This window comes from Streptomyces sp. NPDC054847 (assembly GCF_053610925.1).
On the sequence record NZ_JBSGZJ010000170.1, the window covers coordinates 1 to 13,834 of the forward strand.

Annotated in this window: 14 protein-coding genes and 1 pseudogene; 5 read left to right on the plus strand and 10 right to left on the minus strand. The window is 71.8% G+C overall.

The window, feature by feature from the left end; translation table 11 throughout:
* Positions 1–468: 468 nt before the first annotated feature.
* Together ACWGH4_RS18520 and ACWGH4_RS18525 are read left to right on the plus strand one after the other, a co-directional pair.
* The gene (locus tag ACWGH4_RS18520) at positions 469–1,896 is read left to right on the plus strand and encodes an alkaline phosphatase PhoX (RefSeq protein WP_453461840.1); all 1,428 of its coding nucleotides are present in this window, start codon (positions 469–471) and stop codon (positions 1,894–1,896) included.
* A gap of 167 nt (positions 1,897–2,063) precedes the next feature.
* Positions 2,064–2,294 (plus strand): hypothetical protein, encoded by a 231-nt coding sequence (locus ACWGH4_RS18525; RefSeq protein ID WP_037775011.1) that lies wholly within the window; start codon positions 2,064–2,066, stop codon positions 2,292–2,294.
* A gap of 69 nt (positions 2,295–2,363) precedes the next feature.
* On the opposite strand, the gene ACWGH4_RS18530 is transcribed toward ACWGH4_RS18525, so the two are convergent.
* Genes ACWGH4_RS18530 through ACWGH4_RS18540 form a run of 3 tightly spaced genes read right to left on the minus strand, consistent with a single transcriptional unit; the run spans position 2,364 to position 4,717 of the window.
* Positions 2,364–3,575, minus strand: coding sequence for a TerD family protein (locus ACWGH4_RS18530; protein ID WP_453461843.1), 1,212 nt, complete (start codon positions 3,573–3,575; stop codon positions 2,364–2,366).
* A 45-nt stretch (positions 3,576–3,620) separates the two neighbouring features.
* Positions 3,621–3,839, minus strand: coding sequence for a hypothetical protein (locus ACWGH4_RS18535; protein ID WP_453461846.1), 219 nt, complete (start codon positions 3,837–3,839; stop codon positions 3,621–3,623).
* Between the two features lie 53 nt (positions 3,840–3,892).
* A complete protein-coding gene (locus ACWGH4_RS18540) occupies positions 3,893–4,717 on the minus strand; it encodes an NAD-dependent epimerase/dehydratase family protein (RefSeq protein WP_441264450.1) in 825 nt (274 codons plus the stop codon).
* 240 nt (positions 4,718–4,957) lie between these two features.
* Between ACWGH4_RS18540 and ACWGH4_RS18545 the strand changes: the two genes are divergently transcribed.
* Together ACWGH4_RS18545 and ACWGH4_RS18550 are read left to right on the plus strand one after the other, a co-directional pair.
* Positions 4,958–5,902, plus strand: coding sequence for a 5-dehydro-4-deoxyglucarate dehydratase (locus ACWGH4_RS18545; RefSeq protein WP_441264451.1), 945 nt, complete (start codon positions 4,958–4,960; stop codon positions 5,900–5,902).
* Positions 5,899–7,035 carry a hypothetical protein gene (locus tag ACWGH4_RS18550; RefSeq protein WP_453461850.1) on the plus strand — a complete coding sequence of 379 codons (1,137 nt, stop codon included), beginning with the start codon at positions 5,899–5,901 and terminating at the stop codon, positions 7,033–7,035. Before ACWGH4_RS18545 ends, ACWGH4_RS18550 begins: the two co-directional genes overlap by 4 nt.
* Before the next feature lie 21 nt (positions 7,036–7,056).
* On the opposite strand, the gene ACWGH4_RS18555 is transcribed toward ACWGH4_RS18550, so the two are convergent.
* The 7 genes from ACWGH4_RS18555 to ACWGH4_RS18585 form a co-directional block, all read right to left on the minus strand.
* Positions 7,057–7,470 (minus strand): hypothetical protein, encoded by a 414-nt coding sequence (locus tag ACWGH4_RS18555; protein ID WP_453461865.1) that lies wholly within the window; start codon positions 7,468–7,470, stop codon positions 7,057–7,059.
* 138 nt (positions 7,471–7,608) lie between these two features.
* Complete coding sequence (locus ACWGH4_RS18560; RefSeq protein ID WP_441264453.1) at positions 7,609–9,057, minus strand: penicillin-binding transpeptidase domain-containing protein; 1,449 nt, start codon at positions 9,055–9,057, stop codon at positions 7,609–7,611.
* Positions 9,058–9,149: 92 nt separating this feature from the next.
* Entirely contained in the window at positions 9,150–9,806 is a 657-nt protein-coding gene (locus tag ACWGH4_RS18565; protein WP_453461852.1) for a response regulator, read from the minus strand.
* Positions 9,803–11,068, minus strand: a complete 1,266-nt coding sequence (locus ACWGH4_RS18570) for a sensor histidine kinase (RefSeq protein ID WP_453461855.1) — start codon at positions 11,066–11,068, stop codon at positions 9,803–9,805. Before ACWGH4_RS18570 ends, ACWGH4_RS18565 begins: the two co-directional genes overlap by 4 nt.
* Positions 11,065–12,042, minus strand: coding sequence for a hypothetical protein (locus ACWGH4_RS18575; RefSeq protein ID WP_453461858.1), 978 nt, complete (start codon positions 12,040–12,042; stop codon positions 11,065–11,067). Before ACWGH4_RS18575 ends, ACWGH4_RS18570 begins: the two co-directional genes overlap by 4 nt.
* Before the next feature lie 119 nt (positions 12,043–12,161).
* On the minus strand, positions 12,162–12,629 hold the full coding sequence (locus ACWGH4_RS18580; protein ID WP_453461861.1) for a GNAT family N-acetyltransferase: 468 nt from the start codon (positions 12,627–12,629) through the stop codon (positions 12,162–12,164).
* A gap of 2 nt (positions 12,630–12,631) precedes the next feature.
* Positions 12,632–13,402 carry an IclR family transcriptional regulator domain-containing protein gene (locus ACWGH4_RS18585; protein WP_441264458.1) on the minus strand — a complete coding sequence of 257 codons (771 nt, stop codon included), beginning with the start codon at positions 13,400–13,402 and terminating at the stop codon, positions 12,632–12,634.
* 131 nt (positions 13,403–13,533) lie between these two features.
* On the opposite strand from ACWGH4_RS18585, the pseudogene ACWGH4_RS18590 reads away from it, so the two are divergent.
* Positions 13,534–13,834 (plus strand): annotated as a pseudogene (locus ACWGH4_RS18590) (aldehyde dehydrogenase (NADP(+))); the annotation flags it as partial.

Here is a 13,834-nt window from a genome sequence, read left to right on the forward strand (position 1 = left end):
CCCCACAAACCCCTTTCCCCCTCCCCGGGAGGGGGCTGGGGGCGTCAGCCCCGTGGGTCCGGGGCTTGCCCCGGCTTCGGGAAGGGGCGGGGTGGGGGAGACGCCCCGCGCAGCGGCACCGGGCCGCGCCGCGTATGGCTGTGGGGAGGTGCGAGGGCGTCAGCCCCACGGGAACCTACCCCCGGCCGGGGGAAGGGTTGGTGGAGCCCCCGCGCAGCGTCCACGGGGCTCGGTCATCGTGGCGTCGTCGGGTTGCTGTGCCCGCCGGGGACGGGGCTGGGTCCGCCGGCGCGCGCGGGGCTGCCCCTTCGGGGGCGTGGGGGCGGCGGCCCACCCCCCGGGGCGGAGCCGCCGGTGGGAAACGTTTCGCGTCGTCCGAGGGATGTCGTGCAACGTTCAACCGTCGTTCGTGCGCACGCGCGAGGGTGTGGCCCGGATCAGCCGGCCGGATGCAGCTCAGGAGACTTGATGCCGCTCACTCGCAGGGAATTCACCAAGCAGTCCGCTCTCACCGGCGCGGGCGTTGCCCTCACCGGTGCCGTGGGGTCGCTCGCCACCGCCCCCGGCGCACTCGCGGAGGAGGGTGAGCGCCATGGGAACGAGGCGCCCGGTTACGGCCCGCTGATCCCCGACCCCGCGGGCATGCTCGCGCTGCCTGCCGGGTTCACGTACCGCGTTCTGACCCGCAGTGGTGTCACCACGTTGGAGTCGGGCGAGTTCACGCCCGGCAAGCACGACGGAACGGCGACCTTCGAGGGGCCGCGTGGTGTGACGCTGCTCGTCGTCAACCATGAGCTCAAGGGTGAGCGGTCGAAGATCGCGCACCCCGTGCCGCTCACCGAGGGCCTGGTCTACGACCCGGCCGCGCCCGGTGGGTGCACCGTCGTGGAGAGCCACCGCAGCGGCGAGGTCGCGCAGTGGGTCGGAATCGCGGGCACCGTGCAGAACTGCGCCGGCGGCACCACGCCGTGGGGCACCTGGCTGACCTGTGAGGAGACCGAGGACAAGGCGGGCAGCAACGGCCTGACCAAGGACCACGGCTACGTCTTCGAGGTCGATCCGTACGACCGCCGCGCCAACCGTGCGCCGGAGCCCGTCAAGGCGCTCGGCCGGTACGCCCACGAGGCTGTCGTGGTCGACCCGAAGCGCGGTCACCTGTATCTCACGGAGGACGCCGACACCCCGAACGGCCTGCTCTACCGGTGGGTGCCGCCGCACGGCTTCAAGCACGGCCGCGGCCGGCTGCGCACGCTCGGCGACGACGCCGGTGTGCTCCAGGCCGCCAAGTGCTTCGACTCCGGTGGCCGGTTCGTCGACGACCTGGCCCGCGCCACGAAGATCGGCACGGTGTACGGCGTGGACTGGACGGAGGTGCCGGACCGTGACGCGCGGACGGTCTCCGTGCGCAAGCAGTTCAAGAACGGCGAGGTCACCCGCGGCCGCAAGCTCGAGGGCATGTGGTGGGGCGACGGCGGCGTCTACATTGTCTCGTCGTACGCCCGGGAGGAGAGCCCCGAGCAGCACGACGGCCAGGTCTGGTTCTACGACCCGCGCCGGCGGACCCTGACGCTGAAGGTGCTCCTCGGTGTGAACCCCGACCCGTCGAAGGACGGCTACGACGGCCCGGACAACATCACTGTCTCCCCGTACGGCGGTCTGATCATCGCCGAGGACGGCGAGGGGGTGCAGCACCTGATCGGCGCCACGGACAGTGGCCGTACGTATCCGATCGCCCGTAACGAGTTCAATGTCGGCACCGAGGACGAACCGGACTTCAGCGAGTTCGCCGGTGTCGTCTTCTCGCCCGACGGCCGGACGCTGTACGCCAGCATCCAGACGCCGGGGATCATGTTCGCGATCACCGGCCCCTGGAAGCGTCAGGGCGGCCGTCACTGAGGCTCCCGCGGACCGTGGGCGGTGAATCGGCCCACTTTCCGCGGCCCCGCAGACGGCGCTTTCCGCTGGGTCCTGCTGCTCGAACGGGGCCCGGCGGGCGGTTCGTCCGGGAAGTGACAGCGCTCGGGCGTGGCGTGGCGGGGTGCCGGGGGCGCATACTGAACGTAATGACAAAGTCAGCCGGTTCCCGGCGCCACCTGCCGTCCAGCCCCTTCAACCGTCCGTCCCTGGAAGAGCCGCCGATCGAATGCTTTGAAGCGGGCGACAGGGTGTCCCACGATCAGTTCGGTCTCGGAAGAGTCCTCGCCGTGGAAGGCGACAATGCCGCTGTGCTCGTCGACTTCTCCGGCAGGCAGGGCCGCATCCTCAGTCCGTTCTCCAAACTGGCCAAACTCTGAGCACGCTTTTCAGTTTTTTCCCCGCCGGGGGTGTCCGCCGCACAGCGACGGGCACCCCCGGCGGACTTTTCAGAGCGCCTGCGCGGCGGGCTTGACCATGCCCCGCACGGTGCGCGACTTCACGAAGTCGCCCATGGCGGTCATCTCCCACTCGCCGGAGAACTGCTTGATCAGCTTGGCCATCATCACGCCCGTCTGCGGCTCCGCGGCGGTCAGGTCGAAGCGGACGAGCTCCTCGCCGGTCGTGGCGTCCATCAGCCGGCAGTAGGCCTTGGCGACCTCGGTGAACTTCTGGCCGGAGAAGGAGTTGACCGTGAAGACGAGTCCCGTCGCGTCGGCGGGCAGCCGGCCGAGATCCACGACGATGACCTCGTCGTCGCCCGCGCCCTCACCGGTCAGATTGTCGCCGGAGTGCTTGATCGAGCCGCCCAGGATGGAGAGCTTGCCGAAGTAGCAGCTGTCCAGGTGGTTGCGGTTCGGGCCGTAGGCGATGACGGAGGCGTCGAGGTCGATGTCCTTGCCGCGGAACGCCGGCTCCCAGCCGAGGCCCATCTTGACCTGGGAGAGCAGCGGACGGCCGCCCTTGACCAGGGACACCGTCTGGTTCTTCTGCAGGCTGACCCGGCCCTTGTCCAGGTTGATCTTCCCGGTGGGCGCGGCGGGCGCGGCCGGCGGGGCGGCGGGCGGCGGCGGGGTCGCGGCGACCCGCGGGTCGGCGGGCGGCGCCGCGGTGACGGGCGGGGCGGTCGCCTGAGGGGCGGCCGGGGCGGCCGCGGGCTCCTCGTCGACCGAGACGCCGAAGTCCGTGGCGATGCCCGCCAGGCCGTTCGCGTAGCCCTGGCCGACCGCGCGGGCCTTCCAGACGCCGCCGCGCAGATAGATCTCGACGACCACCAGCGCGGTCTCCGCGCCGAGCTGCGGCGGGGTGAAGGTGGCGAGGGCGCTGCCGTCGTCGGCGTTGCGGATGGTCGCGGTGGGCTCGATGCCCTGGAAGGTCTGGCCCGCCGCGTCCGGGCTCGCCGTGACGACGATCTTCTCGATGCCGGGCGGCACGGCCGTGGTGTCGACCACGATCGCGTCGGGCGCGGAGCCGCCGCCGGAGCGGTAGCTCACGCCGGGGCCCTGCGGCTGGTTGTAGAAGATGAAGTCGTCGTCGGAGCGCACCTTGCCGTCGGCGGTGAGCAGCAGGCCCGATACGTCGAGCCGCACCGGAGCGGCGACGTCCACCGCCACGCGCGCGGCGGTCAAGGGGATGTTCGAGCCGGGGGTCATAGCTGTCATGACTGGGGTAACGAGCGAGTCCGCTTTACCGTTCCCTTACCGTTCTCACCTGTTACGGGGATGATTTCTGGCCACGCGCTCATTGCCGAACTTGTAGGCGCCGGTCCACCGCGCCATGACCAGCTGCGCGTCCCCGGACCCCACCTCCGCCAGGAACTTCTCCGCGCGCGTGCCGCGCAGGGTCCCCGCCGCGCGGCCGCGATGGCTGATGGAGACCGTGCCGTCGCCGAGCCGGGTGTACGTGAATCCGAAGGGTCTCGCCATGGACGCCATCGTGGCCGAATCCAGCGCGCGCGGCATGCGGTTTTCCCCGGGGGTCAGTACGGCCACTGCGGCGGGTGGGTGGTGAAGTGGCCGCCCAGGCACGCGTGGTCCGGGTTGTCCGGGTCGAGTTCCCCGTGCTCGGCGATGAGCTTCTCCGCGTACTGCTCCGAGTCGTCCTGCGGTTCGTAGCCGAGGGCCCGGGCGCTGGTCAGGTCCCACCACAGGCGGGTGTTGGCGGAGGACCCGTGGACGATGGTGTGACCGACGTTCTCGGCGGTGAGGGCCGCGTGGAAGAGGCGGGCGCCGTCACCGGGGCTCATCCAGACGGAGAGCATCCGTACGGACGTCGGTTCCATGAAGCAGGAGCCGATGCGCACGGACACGGTCTCCAGTCCATGCAGGTCCCAGTAAAGCTGGGCCAGGTCCTCCCCGAAGCACTTGGACAGGCCGTAGAAGGTGTCGGGCCGGTGGCGGGTCTCGACCGGGATCAGCGCCTCGGGGGGGTGGGGGGCGTCGCCCTCGGGGCGCGGGACGAAGCCCACCGCGTGGTTGCTGGAGGCGAAGACGATCCGCTTCACCCCTTCGTCCCGGGCGGCCTCGTAGAGGTTGTACGTCCCCTCGATGTTGGCCTTGAGGATCTTGTCGAACGACGCCTCGAGGGAGATGCCCGCGAGGTGGATGATCGCGTCGACACCACGCACCGCCTCGCGCAGGGCCGCCTTGTCGGCGAGGTCGGCGGTGATCGCGTCCGGCTCGCCCTCGATGGGGGTGACGTCGAACAGGCGGAGCTCGTAGCCGTAAGCGGGCAGCAGGCCGCGCATCAGGGTGCCGAGTCCACCGGCTGCGCCGGTGAGCAGGACGGTACGGGCAGCGGGCATGGGCGGGTCTCCTTGAGTGCGCTCAAGTGAATGGATGATATTCACATGCGTGGACACGCTAGGGAGTGGCCCCGACAGCGTCAAGTGTCGCGCGGGGCGGGCGATTCCGTGCCTGGAATGCAGGTTTCCGTCTTGACCGGCGCGAGGGGGCTGCCATAGCGTGGATCGCGTTCAGAAATATGGACGTCGATCAGAATTGTGCACGGGCTCGGAGCCCGGAGCACGGCCCAGGGAGCGCCCGTGACCTCAGATCCGCTCGCAGCCCGGCTCACCCGGGTCAAGGGACCGCTGTTCTTCCCCGTCACCGCGTACGGACCGGACGGCGACCTCGACCTCGAAGCATTCCGCGCGCATGTGAGGAAGGGCGTCGACGCCGGCGCGGCCGCCGTCTTCGCCTGCTGCGGGACGGGGGAGTTCCATGCCCTCACACCGGAGGAGTTCCGCGACTGCGTCGTGGTGGCCGTCGAGGAGACGGCGGGACGGGTGCCCGTCCTCGCGGGAGCCGGCTACGGCACCGCCCTCGCCGAGCGGTACGCGCAGATCGCCGAGGAGGCGGGCGCGGACGGACTGCTCGCCATGCCGCCGTACCTCGTCGTCGCCGACCAGGCCGGGCTTCTCGACCACTACACCCGGCTGGCCGCCGCGACGTCGCTCGACGTCATCGTCTACCAGCGTGACAACGCGATCTTCTCGCCCCGCACCGTGGTCGAACTGGCCCGCGTCGAGAAGATCATCGGGCTCAAGGACGGCCACGGCGACCTCGACCTCATGCAGCGGATCGTCAGCGCCGTGCGCCGCGAACTGCCGGATCGCGACTTCCTCTATTTCAACGGGCTGCCCACCGCCGAGCTCACCGGACCGGCCTACCGCGGCATCGGCATCACCCTGTACTCCTCCGCCGTCTTCGCCTTCGCTCCCGACATCGCACTCGCCTTCTACCGGGCCCTCGAAAGCGGCGACGACAAGACGGTCGACCGCCTGCTCGACGGCTTCTTCGTACCGCTCGTCGAACTGCGCAACGAAGGCCGCGGATACGCGGTGTCGCTCGTCAAGGCGGGCGTGCGGCTCGAAGGTCTGGACGTCGGCGGGGTGCGTCCGCCGCTGACGGAGCCGGCCGACCGGCACGTCGAGGCGCTCGCGGCGCTGATCGAACAGGGCAGGGCGCTGCTGGAGGACGGCGAATGAAGACCTCGGCGTTCCTGTACCCGTGGGACGTCGTGGGAGACCCGGACGCCGCCGCCCGCATCGCGGACCTCGGCGTCCGGCAGGTCACCCTGGCCTCCGCCTACCACTCCACACGGGCCCTGACCTCGCGTCACCCCGCCCACCGGATCGTCACCGCCGAACACGCCGCCGTGTACTACCCGCCCGACGAGGGCCACTGGGCGGGACGCGGCCTCGGGCCGTACGCGGCGGGGGAGTGGGCGCCGGGCGACGCCTACGGCGAGGCGGCCGACGCGCTGGCGGACGCCGGCCTCGACGTCCACACCTGGGTCGTCCTTGCCCACAACTCCCGCCTGGGAGGCGAGCATCCGCGGACCTCTGTCGTCAACGCCTACGGTGACCGCTACGCCTGGGCGCCGTGCATCGCGCAGCCCGAGGTACGGGAGTACCTCGTGTCGCTCGCGGCGGAGGCGGCCGTCCGCCCGGGCGCCGGCGGCACGGAGCTGGAATCCTGCGGCTGGTACGGGGTGTCCCACCTGCACGCCCACGACAAGATCGCGGGCGTCGCCCTGGACGGTCCGGCGCAGTACCTGATGTCCCTCTGCTTCTGCCCGGCCTGCCGGGACGGGTACCAGGGTCTGGGCGTGGACCCCGGGCGACTCACGGAGTCGGTGCGCGACGCGCTGGAGCCGCTGTGGCGGGGCGGCGCCGCACAACCGCTGGACGCGGAAGTGGCCGGCGCCGTACTGGAGTTCCGTACCCGCACGGCCCGGACGCTCCAGGAGGCCGCCGTCGCGGCGGTGCGGGCCGCGGCCCCGGCGGGCTTCCAGGTCCTGCTGCACGCCGACCCGGTGGCGCACCACTGCGGCGCCAACGCCGGAGTGGATCCGGCGCACATCCTGTCGGTCGCCGACGGCGTGGTCGTGCCGTGCACCGGCGGGCCGGGGCTGCTGGGCCCGTTCGCGGACCACGCGACGGAACGTACCGTGCTCGCCGCGAACTTCACCGTGGTGACGGGTATGGGGGGCGCGCCCACCACGCTGGCCGCGGACGCGAAGCGGGCGGCGGACCTCGGCGCGACCGAACTCCGCCTCTACCACGCGGGTCTGGCGTCCGACGCGGACCTGGCGGCGGTCCGCTCGGCGCTGGCGTAGGGGGCCTGCGCGGGCGGTGGTTCACTGCGGGGCGCCGAGCGGGAGCGGGTCCTGCCGCGGGGCCCCGCGGCCGCGTTCGAGACGCAGGGCCAGACCGGTGGCCACCGCGCCGAGCCCTTCCCACAGGCCCACGCCGAGGAAGCCCGAAGGGGCGCGGCCGCCGATCACCGCCAGGGTGAAGACGGCGCACGTCAGCAGCCGGAACGGAACCGTCCAGCGGAAGAAGGGCTTCCAGTCGGCGAGGGAGGCCAGAACGTAGTAGACGCCCATATTGACCGCGGCCATCGAGGAGGCGGTGACGAAGACCGGAGTGTGGTCACCATCCGCGCGGCGGGAGTCGGGCACGGGCTCGAAACCCATGGTGGCGAGCAGGACATCGGGGGTGATGAGTCCGAGGACACCGAGCACGGCCGCGAGGACGCCGAAGACCGCCATGGTCCAGCCGGAAGGGGAGCGGGGCAGGAAGCGCACAGGATTCTCCAGGGGCACCGAACGGATGGTGAAGGCCCCTGCATACCGCGCGTCCCGCCCCGCCGCCCAGAGTTCTTCACGGGCCGGTCCCTCGCCGCTTCCTCACTTCAGCGCCGCCTCCATCATCCGCTGCGCCACGGGGGCCGCCAGGCCGTTGCCGCTGACCTCGGAGCGCTCCGCGCCCGAGTCCTCGATGAGCACGGCCACCGCTACCGCCTTACCGGTGCCGGGATCCTTGGCGTACGAGGTGAACCAGGCGTACGGCGTCTTGCTGTTGTTCTCGCCGTGCTGTGCCGTGCCGGTCTTGCCGCCGACCTCCAGGCCGGGGATCCGCGCGTTGGAGCCCGTGCCCTCCTCGACCACCGTCACCATCGCGCTGCGCAACTGCTCCGCCGTCCCGGACGACATGATCCGCTGCGAGGCGCCGTCCTCGAAGGACTCGAGGGTGTCGCCGTCCCCGGACACCACCTTGGAGACCATATGAGGTGAGGCCATGACCCCGTCGTTGGCGATGGCCGCCGACACCAGCGACATCTGGAGCGGAGTCGCCGTCACGTCGAACTGCCCGATGCCGGTCAGCGCGGTCGACGACGCGTTCATCCCGGACGGGTACACGCTCGCAGAGGCCCGTACCGGCACGTCCTGCTTCTCGTCGTTGAAGCCGAACTTCTCCGCCGTCTCCCGTACCTTGTCCTGCCCGAGGTCGACGGCCATCTTGCCGAAGACGTTGTTGCACGAGTACCGCAGCGCGGTCCGGATCGTGGCGTTCTCACAGGGCGCGGACGGGTTCTCGTTCTCCAGGTCCGTGACCGTGCCGGGCAGACGGTACGGGTCCGGGCTGTCGGTCCGCTCGTCGACGGACGAGTACAGGCCCTCCTCCAGCGCGGCCGCCGCGACGACCAGCTTGAACGTCGACCCCGGCGGCAGCGGCTGCCGCAGCGCCCGGTTGACCAGCGGCTTTTCCTCGTCGTCGAGCAGCTTCTGCCACGCGTCGCCGTCCAGGGTGCCGCTGATCGTCGACGGGTCGTACGACGGGGTGCTGACCATGCCGAGGATCTCCCCGGTCTCCGGGTCCATGGCGACCGCGGCGCCCTTCGTGTCGCCGAGCGCCTCGAAGCCGGCCTTCTGAACGGCGGGGTCGATCGTCGTCACCACGTCACCGGGGTCCTGCTGCTCGTCCGTGAGCGTGTCCAGCGGGTTCTTCAGCTTGAGGTCGGTGCCGTCGAGGATGCCGGAGTAGATGCCCTCGAGCTGGGTCGCCCCGTACGCCTGCGAGCTGTAGCCGGTGACGGCCGAGTACAGCGCTCCGTCGGTGTAGGAGCGTTTGTACGCGAGATCGCCTCCTTCCGTGCGCTGCGAGCCCGTGACGGCGGAGCCGGCCACGATGATGTCGCCCAGCGGCTGCGCGTACTGCGCGATGATCTTCCGCCGGTTCCGGTCGTTGTCCGTGAGGGCCGTCGCCTCGTACGCCTGCACCCAGGTCGCCCGCCCCAGCAGGGCGAGGACCAGCAGCAGACTGAAGACGGCGGCACGCCTGATCGTCTTGTTCATCCCGTACGAGGGACGAGCGGCGCGGCGCGGTTCGTTCCCGTCCGTCCGTTTTCTCAGGACTTCCTCATCTGCGGCGGGGAGCCCGGCCCCGGTCAGCGGGGCGAGATGAATCCCGACTCGTACGCCGCGATCACCGCCTGTGTACGGTCCCGGGCGCCGATCTTGCCCAGGACCGCCGCGACGTGGGTCTTCGTCGTCGCCGGGCCCACACCCATCCGGCCGGCGATCTCCGCGTTCGTCAGCCCGGTGGCCATCAGCCGCAGCACGTCCGCCTCCCGCCCGGTCAGCCGCGCCGCCCACGGCGGAGCGGTCGCGGCAGGCCGGCGGCCGTACTCGGCGGCGAGCGAGCGCACGGCCGCGGGGAACAGCAGCGAGTCGCTGCGCGCGACCAGCCGGACCGCCTGGACCAGCTCCTCGGCCGCGGCCCGCTTCAGCAGGAACCCGGCCGCCCCGGCGCGCAGCGCGTCGTACACGTACGCATCGTTCTCGAACGTCGTCACGACGACGATCCGCGGCGGCTCGTCCATCGTGGAGAGGATCTGCTCGGTGGCGCGGATGCCGTCGATCTCCGGCATCCGCACGTCCATCAGCACCACGTCCGGGCGCAGCTGCCGCACCACGGACACCGCCTCCGCGCCCGTCGCCGCCTCGCCGACGACCTCGAGGTCCGGTTCCGCGTCGAGGATCACGCGCAGCGCGGTGCGCACCATCCGCTCGTCGTCGGCGACGGCGACCCGTACGGTGCTCATCGGCGGCCCGCCAGCGGCAGCCGGGCCGACAGCCGCCACACGCCGTCGTCCTGCCCGGCCGCAGCCTGCCCGCCGAGCAGCGCGGCCCGTTCGGCGACTCCGCGCAGCCCGCGGCCACCGCCGGGGCGCTGCACCGGGGCCTGCTCGGGCACGGGATTCTCCATCCTGATCTCCAACTCCTCGTCTCCTGCGGCGATCCACAGCGTCACCGGTGAAGCCCCGGCATGGCGAAGGGCGTTGCTCAGCCCCTCCTGGACGATCCGGTACGCCTCGCGGGAGACCGGCTCCGCCACGGCCGTGAGCGCGCCCTTCGTGTGCAGCGTGACGGCCACTCCGCTGCGGGACAGCAGCCCCTCCAGGGCCGCCAGCGTCGGTCCGCCGAGCCGGCCGTCGCCGTCGCCGTCCTGGCGCAGCAGGCCGAGCACGGCGTCCAGCTCGCCCACCGTGCGGCGGGTGGTCTCCTCGATCGCGGCCAGCGCCTCCCGTACGAACGCCACGTCGGCGGCCCGGCCGCTGTCCAGCACCTTGCGGGCCGCCCCGGCCTGGAGCGTGACGGCGGACAGCGCGTGGCCCACGGAGTCGTGCAGTTCACGGGCGAGGCGGTTGCGCTCCGCGAGCTCGGTCGCCCGCCGCTCGGCCGCGGCCAGCCGGTCGGCGGGGGTCGGGCCGAGCAGCACCGGCGCCTGGCGGGCCAGCAGCGCCCCGGTGGCCGCGGACACGGCCGCGAGCGCCAGCAGCATCCCGGTTCCGGCGAGCACCAGCAGCAGCGACCACCAGGCGTCGTGCGGCACGCGCAGGTAGTCCCGTACGGCCGGGAACACCGGGGAGAGGATCAGTCCGACGGCGAAGGGCGGCAGCGCGAGGGACGCCCCGCTGATCAGCGCCCCCACCCCGAGGTGCAGGGTGAACCAGCCCGCGGTGCGTACCCGGGCGGCCCGGCTGCGTGCCTGCCCGTCCGCGAGCCGCTCGCCGGGAACGCCGCACAGCGTGCGGGCGACGACCACCGACAGCGGCCTGGCCATGGGGAACAGCCCGGCGACAGCGGCGAGCGGCAACGCCACGGCGTACGCGCCGAACTGGAGCGCCAGGGAGCCCGCGAAGAAGTTCGACGCGTCCGTCAGCGGGCCCACGACCACCGTGCCGACCAGCCAGAACGGCATCAGCAACGCGCCGCCGAGCACCAGATGGACCCAGCGCAGCCGGGCCCGGCTGCCGAACAGCGCCCGAGCGGCGGACCGCAGCACCGGGCCCGGTCGGGTCATGCGCCGCGCCTGCGCAGCAGCGAGGCGACGGCGCAGGTGAGCAGCAGACCGGAGATCATCTCCCCAGCGTAGGTGAGCATCAGCAGCGCCGGGGTCTGCTTTCCCTCGTCCGACTCGGGCATGAGCGCGCCGAGGATCATCCAGCCCGCCCAGGCGCCCAGCGCGCTCGCCCCGACCCAGGCCGCGGCCAACGGCCCGCGCACCGACAGGGCGGGGCGCAGCCGGAAGGCGAGCAGCAGCACACCGGCGACCGCGAGGACCGCGAAGCCGACGCGGACACCCTCCAACAGGTAGAAGGGCGTCGTGCGTTGCAGCACTCGGTCGGCGGGGAGCGCGATGGTCCCGCCGACGGCCCACAGCGCGTGCATCACCGCGGGGAACAGGGCGAGCAGTGAGCCGGCGACGGCGGTCACCCGCATGAAGGTGCCCGTCGCACCGGTCGGCAGCTCCCACACCCTGCCGCGCCACAGATGACCCCAGCGCTTTCCGGCGTAGAGCACGAACAGCGTGCCCAGGGCGATTCCTTGGAGGATGAAACCGCCGTACACGACGCCGAACACCCAGTCGTGCAGGAACGGCTCCTCCGCGGCGGCCGGTGCCTCGCTGCCGCCGATGGCCGTGCCGGCCAGCTGCACCGGGAACCCGACCATGATCGGCGCGAGAAGCCCGGTGGCGGCCCACATCGGCACCGCCAGCAGCCACGCGGGCACCCGCTGTCCCCACGGCCGGGTGAGCAGCAGAGCCAGCACCACGACGGACGCGTCCATCAGTACGGTCACGCTGTTGGCGACGGCCATCACCAGACGGTGGTCCAGGAGGGCGCTGCCCTCGGGAATGCCGACACGGCTGCCCGCGATCCAGGCGATCTTGAGCCCGAGGTACGGCAGGCAGGCCACGATCGCGACGGCACGCAGCGCGGCCGTGAGGGGGCGGTGTCGCAGGGAGAGGCCGGTCCCGGCCGAGGTCCTTGTCATGCCCCCAACGCTCCCGTGGCCGCCGGCCCCTCCACCTCCTGCTCCGTGACGATCCGCCTCCACCGCGCGGGGGAGCGGCGGCGCCGTGCAGGCTTGCCCCGGCCGCGGCGGCGGCGGTGTCACGTCAGTGTCAGGACCACCTCGTCCGTCTCCTCGCCCCGCGCGTTGGCGAACCCCCGGTCGTGGCCGGTCACCAGGAAGCCGCACTTGCGCAGCACCCGGACGGAGCCCGCGTTGTCCGCCGCCGCACGCGCGTGCAGCGGACGGGTCGGTACGGCCTCCAGCAGCGCGCGCAGCGCCAGCGTGGCGATGCCGCGCCCCCAGTGCGCGCGGTCGATGACGTAGGTGACCTCCCGCTCCTCCGGCGGCCCGTACACGGCGGTGTGGCCGACCACCTCGCTGTCGGCGACGACCGTGCGTATCACCGCGTCCGACGCCCGGATCCGCGCCCAGTGGGCGTCGAACGCTGCCCGGTCCGTCGGGTCCTCGCTGGTGAAGGCGGCCATCCGGTTGGACTCCGGGTCACTCATGTGCCGGAAGAACACCGGGAGATCACTGTCCTGGACCTCACGCAGGATCACGTCCACGGTCAGAGCCTCCGGGTCGCCAGGGTGAGCCGGTCGCGGGCGTCGAACAACGCGTCCTTGATCATCTGCTCGTGCGCCGGCGTGAGCCTGGCCACCGGCACCGAGCAGCTGATCGCGTCGCGCGCCGGAGTGCGGTACGGGATGGCGATCCCGAAGCAGCGCAGCCCGAGCGTGTTCTCCTCGCGGTCCACGGCGTAGCCCTGCTCGCGGATGAGGTGGAGCTCCTCGATGAGCTTCTCGCGGTCGGTGATGGTGTGCTCGGTCAGCGGCGCGAGCGTCTCCGGCAGCATCTTGCGCACCTGCTCGTCGCTGTAGGTGGCGAGCAGCGCCTTGCCGAGCGAGGTGGAGTGCGCGGGCAGCCGCCGTCCCACGCGCGTGAAGGGGCGCAGATAGTGCTGGGACTGCCGGGTCGCCAGGTAGACCACGTTCGTGCCGTCGAGGCGTGCGAGGTGGATGGTCTCCGTGGTGTCGTCGGAGAGCCGGTCCAGGGTGGGCCTGGCGGCGGCCACGACCTCGTCGCCGTCGATGTACGACGTCCCGACCAGCAGGGCGCGCACCCCGATGCCGTACCGGGTCCCCGTCGCGTCCGTCTCCACCCAGCCGAGCTCCACGAGGGTGCGCAGCAGCATGTACAGGCTGGACTTGGGATAGCCGACGGCTTCCTGGACCGCGGCGAGGGAGTGCATGCCGGGCCGCCCGGCGAAGTACTCGAGCAACTCCACCGTCCGCACTGCGGACTTGACCTGTGCCCCACCGGAATCGGCAACTGACATTGCTGTACGCCCCTTCTTGACCGTGCGGAACGCCCGGAAATAGAGTCCCCAGCATATTCACCACCAGGAACGCTGTTCAGAATACCGAACAACTCCGGTGGGTGGCAGAGACCGGCCGGAAGGAAGCCGCCGTGGCAGCAGCACCAGTCTGGAGTGTCGACCCCCGTAGCGGGAAGCGGCGGGAGCGGGTCGGGGTGGAGGCGTCGGTGGGGGAGGTGGACGCTGTGGTGCGGGCCGCGTGGGAGGCGCGGGGTTCGCTGGCGGATCGTGGTGTGCGGGCGGGGTTCTTGCGGGGGGCGGCGGATCTGCTGGAGGGGTCGGGGGACTCCTTGGTGGGGGTGGCGGATGCGGAGACGGCGCTGGGTGGGGTGCGGTTGCGTGGTGAGCTGGCGCGGACGTGTTTCCAGTTGCGGGCGTTCGCGGAGGTGGTGG

Excerpts from the sequence above, each read along its gene's own strand:
- ACWGH4_RS18520 (WP_453461840.1), top strand. The coding sequence starts at position 469 with ATGCCGCTCACTCGCAGGGAATTCACCAAGCAGTCCGCTCTCACCGGC.
- ACWGH4_RS18525 (WP_037775011.1), top strand. The coding sequence starts at position 2,064 with ATGACAAAGTCAGCCGGTTCCCGGCGCCACCTGCCGTCCAGCCCCTTC.
- ACWGH4_RS18530 (WP_453461843.1), bottom strand. The coding sequence starts at position 3,575 with ATGACAGCTATGACCCCCGGCTCGAACATCCCCTTGACCGCCGCGCGC.
- ACWGH4_RS18535 (WP_453461846.1), bottom strand. The coding sequence starts at position 3,839 with ATGGCGAGACCCTTCGGATTCACGTACACCCGGCTCGGCGACGGCACG.
- ACWGH4_RS18540 (WP_441264450.1), bottom strand. The coding sequence starts at position 4,717 with ATGCCCGCTGCCCGTACCGTCCTGCTCACCGGCGCAGCCGGTGGACTC.
- ACWGH4_RS18550 (WP_453461850.1), top strand. The coding sequence starts at position 5,899 with ATGAAGACCTCGGCGTTCCTGTACCCGTGGGACGTCGTGGGAGACCCG.
- ACWGH4_RS18555 (WP_453461865.1), bottom strand. The coding sequence starts at position 7,470 with ATGGCGGTCTTCGGCGTCCTCGCGGCCGTGCTCGGTGTCCTCGGACTC.
- ACWGH4_RS18560 (WP_441264453.1), bottom strand. The coding sequence starts at position 9,057 with ATGAACAAGACGATCAGGCGTGCCGCCGTCTTCAGTCTGCTGCTGGTC.
- ACWGH4_RS18565 (WP_453461852.1), bottom strand. The coding sequence starts at position 9,806 with ATGAGCACCGTACGGGTCGCCGTCGCCGACGACGAGCGGATGGTGCGC.
- ACWGH4_RS18570 (WP_453461855.1), bottom strand. The coding sequence starts at position 11,068 with ATGACCCGACCGGGCCCGGTGCTGCGGTCCGCCGCTCGGGCGCTGTTC.
- ACWGH4_RS18575 (WP_453461858.1), bottom strand. The coding sequence starts at position 12,042 with ATGACAAGGACCTCGGCCGGGACCGGCCTCTCCCTGCGACACCGCCCC.
- ACWGH4_RS18585 (WP_441264458.1), bottom strand. The coding sequence starts at position 13,402 with ATGTCAGTTGCCGATTCCGGTGGGGCACAGGTCAAGTCCGCAGTGCGG.